Raw genomic sequence first — 3337 nt, 5'->3', positions numbered from 1 at the left:
TATTGGGGGAGTGATGAAAAAGCTCATTCCTCGGAATACTACTATCCCAGTACGACGTTCTGATATCTTTTCTACTGCAGAAAATAATCAGACTTTAGTTGAGATTCATGTTATTCAAGGAGAACGGGAAATAGCTGCTGATAATAAGTCTCTGGGAAAATTTAAGCTGACTGGTATTCCTCCTGCACCACGGGGTGTGCCCCAAGTACAAGTCGCCTTTGATATTGATGCCAATGGTATTTTGCAGGTAACGGCAATGGATAAAACTACTGGTAGGTCTCAAAGTATTACGATTCAAGGGGCTTCTACTTTAAGTCAGCAGGAAATTAGTCAGATGATTCGGGATGCGGAAAAATTTGCTGAAGTAGACCGACTCAAACGTGAGCGGGTAGATAAGCGTAACCGGGCTGAGGCTTTGGCATTTCAGGCGGAACGACAACTGCGAGAGGTGGCCTTGGATTATGGGATGCAGTTTGCGGGTAGAAGTCGTCAACGAATTGAGATGTTGATTAGGGAACTGCGGGATAGTTTGGAACAGGATGATGAGCGAGGTATCGATCAGGTGGGGGTTGATCTACAAGATGCTCTCTATGATTTGAAACGTGAGATTTCAATTTATACCTCCGAAGAAGGTGATGATGATTTCTTTGGTTCTGTCCGTCGGACAATATCTGGGGATGATTATAAACCCAGAGAACGTTATGATTATGAAACTAGAGTTTATAGTCGTCCTCCCGATCGATTTAGTTCTAATCGCCCTAGTCGTTCTTATCAAAGTAAAGATTGGAATGATGATGATGATGATTGGCTATAAATATTGTATATTTTAGATTGGGCAGGGGATAGTAGAATTCAGAATTCAGAAGTTAAATTCTTAGTGTGACTATATATTGAGAATTTTCTAACTGAATTGGTATACCCCTATGCGCAAGTAAAAATTCAAAATTCAAAATTCATGCATTAATCTCTGACTGAGTTTTTGCTTTCCTTTGGAATGCTGCCTCTTGCAGAATATCTGGGCTTTTCATGTCGCGTAGCGAAACGCAAACTGAAATGCTGGGCAAACAGGATTTACCAATGTCCTAACCTATTTGCTTGGTGCTATAATTACTATATTTTAGCTCTCAAGTGAGAAATCTAAAATCTGCTACCATTTTGCTTCGAGGAGTCAGAGAAAATATTTATCGTTAAAACTACTTATAAGTTTAAGTTAGCAGATGCAAAACTTTCGGAATTATTATCAGATTCTAGATGTTTCTAAAGATGCTTCAGTGGATGAAATTAAGAAAGCATATAGGAGACTGGCGCGACAATTTCATCCAGATGTAAATCCAGGCAGTAAAGAGGCAGAAGAAAAGTTTAAAGATATTAATGAAGCCTACGATATTTTATCAGATTTAGAGAAACGGGTAGAGTACGATAAGTTTATTCGATATTGGAAACCGAAGGGAATTGCTAGTAGGATGGGGGTGCGGGTTCCTGATTTTAGAAATTGGGGAGATAATCTTTCTGGGAATGTAGGTAAGTCAGAAAAAGATGTAGATGTTAGTGATTTTTCAGATTTTAATACTTTTGTAGATCAATTGTTGGGTCGTCGTCGGGAAGTTAGGACTCCGGCAACAGCAACAAAACCAAAAACTCAGCCATCAACTGTTTATCGCCCTGGTCAGAAAAAGGCTGTTTATAAGGCAAGGGAACGGGAACCAAAAAAGGATATTGAGGCCAGATTGACTTTGCCTTTGGAAAAGGCTTATGTGGGAGGAATTGAGAAAATACGCTTGGAGGATGGGCGCTCGATAGAGGTAAATATGCCGGCAGCTATGATTAGTGGTCAAAGAATTCGTCTGAAAAATCAAGGTCTTGGTGGAGGAGATTTGTATCTGAAGATTACGGTCGCTCCTCATGGTTTTTATCAGTTGGAGGGGGCAGATATTTTTTGTGAATTGCCTATTACTCCTGTGGAGGCTGTTTTGGGTGGGGATATTGAGGTCCCGACTTTGGATGGTTGGGTGAAGATGAAGTTGCCAGCAGGGGTTGTTTCTGGTCAACGTTTACGACTTGCTAGTAAGGGGTATCCTGATGGGAGGGGAGAGCGTGGGGATCAGTTGGTGGAGATTAAGATTGTCACTCCGAAGGAACCTACTCAAGAGGAGTTGGAGATATATCAGAAGTTACGGGAGGTTGAGAGGTTTAAGCCACGGAAAGATTTGCCTGTTTGATTTGGTTTCTAACTACAGGATTATGAAAATTTAGACGTTGCTGATGGGTGAGTATAATTTGTATTTTTTAGCAATTGCTAAACTATTGAATAATAAATACTTGAGATTATTGAGTTTTGATTTTCATACCTTGATTCGGTAATGCCTAAATTTATATTTTTCATTGAATAAAAAATCATGTTCAAGTACGAAAAAGGGGTATGATATCAATACTATCACGATTTTTTTGGGGATGCAATCTAAAAAGTCTTTTGGTAATACCATTTCGACCTGATGTTGCGCTTAATAAAAGATAACAGCTATTAGTAAAATTCAGGTTTGGGTAAGAATTATTAAGCGCATTGTTACAGAGAAATGGCATAAGTACCTGGACAGAATTAATTTAATATTTTGGCGGTGGTAGGCAAGAGTCAATAGGTAAAAGCTAAAGGGAATATAGCCAATTAGTAAATACACGGCAAATATACAAATAATTTTGTCTACCTACTTAAGGGTAGGAGTCAGGGGGAATGAGAATTACAGAGGAGGGAGGTAGTTCAATAATTAATAATTAATTATTAATTATTAATTATTACCTCTTCTTATAACTGATAGGATTGCCTAAAAGAAATTTTTTTCTTCTCAAGGGGAGATTGGATATGGTTAGGTCACCTATCCATCCCATCCTAACGGACTGCTTCGCAAACGACCGCTTTTTCTCCATAAATGGAGAGGCTTTATACCTGAATTTTTCGGTAAAGAATTGTCTGAGATTTTTCTGCCCTTATCTGCTCAAAATGTCAGTCTTTTGAGCTTGAGAGAGGGTTTTTTCTAGAAAAAAAGGCTAAAGCATTTACAGATAAAGGGTTTTAGACTTAATCAGCAAGTCCTAACTAACAGGGATATTTTTTTGATGCTCCAGAAAATAATAATTAATTTGATTTGAGGCGATCGCTCACAGTCTTCAGGTGGAAAATTTTTGCTTAGAGAGATAGTTTTTGTTGATTGAATAAAAAGTTATATATAGGTAGGTAATAATCGGGGTTATTATATCAATTGTATCACGATTTTTTCGGGGATGCAACTGACTACTCTCCTGAAAGAACTATAGTTATTCCAGTTAAGATTGAGACAAGGTT

General features: G+C 38.3%; 2 protein-coding genes. Both read left to right on the top strand.

Features of this window, described 5'->3' with window-relative positions:
* A partial coding sequence (locus F6K22_RS36650; protein WP_293109610.1) for an Hsp70 family protein occupies positions 1-814 on the top strand: 814 nt, incomplete at its 5' end.
* 403 nt (positions 815-1217) lie between these two features.
* Positions 1218-2219 carry a J domain-containing protein gene (locus tag F6K22_RS36645; protein WP_293109608.1) on the top strand — a complete coding sequence of 334 codons (1002 nt, stop codon included), beginning with the start codon at positions 1218-1220 and terminating at the stop codon, positions 2217-2219.
* The last annotated feature ends 1118 nt before the right edge of the window (positions 2220-3337 follow it).

This window comes from Okeania sp. SIO2F4 (genome assembly GCF_010672385.1).
GTDB lineage: Bacteria > Cyanobacteriota > Cyanobacteriia > Cyanobacteriales > Microcoleaceae > Trichodesmium.
The sequence above is the reverse complement of the archived record's forward strand: the minus strand, read 5'-3'. Positions and strand labels throughout refer to the sequence as shown.

What these genes read in the sequence shown, in the direction of transcription:
- F6K22_RS36645 (WP_293109608.1), top strand. Translation starts at nt 1,218, where the DNA reads ATGCAAAACTTTCGGAATTATTATCAGATTCTAGATGTTTCTAAAGAT.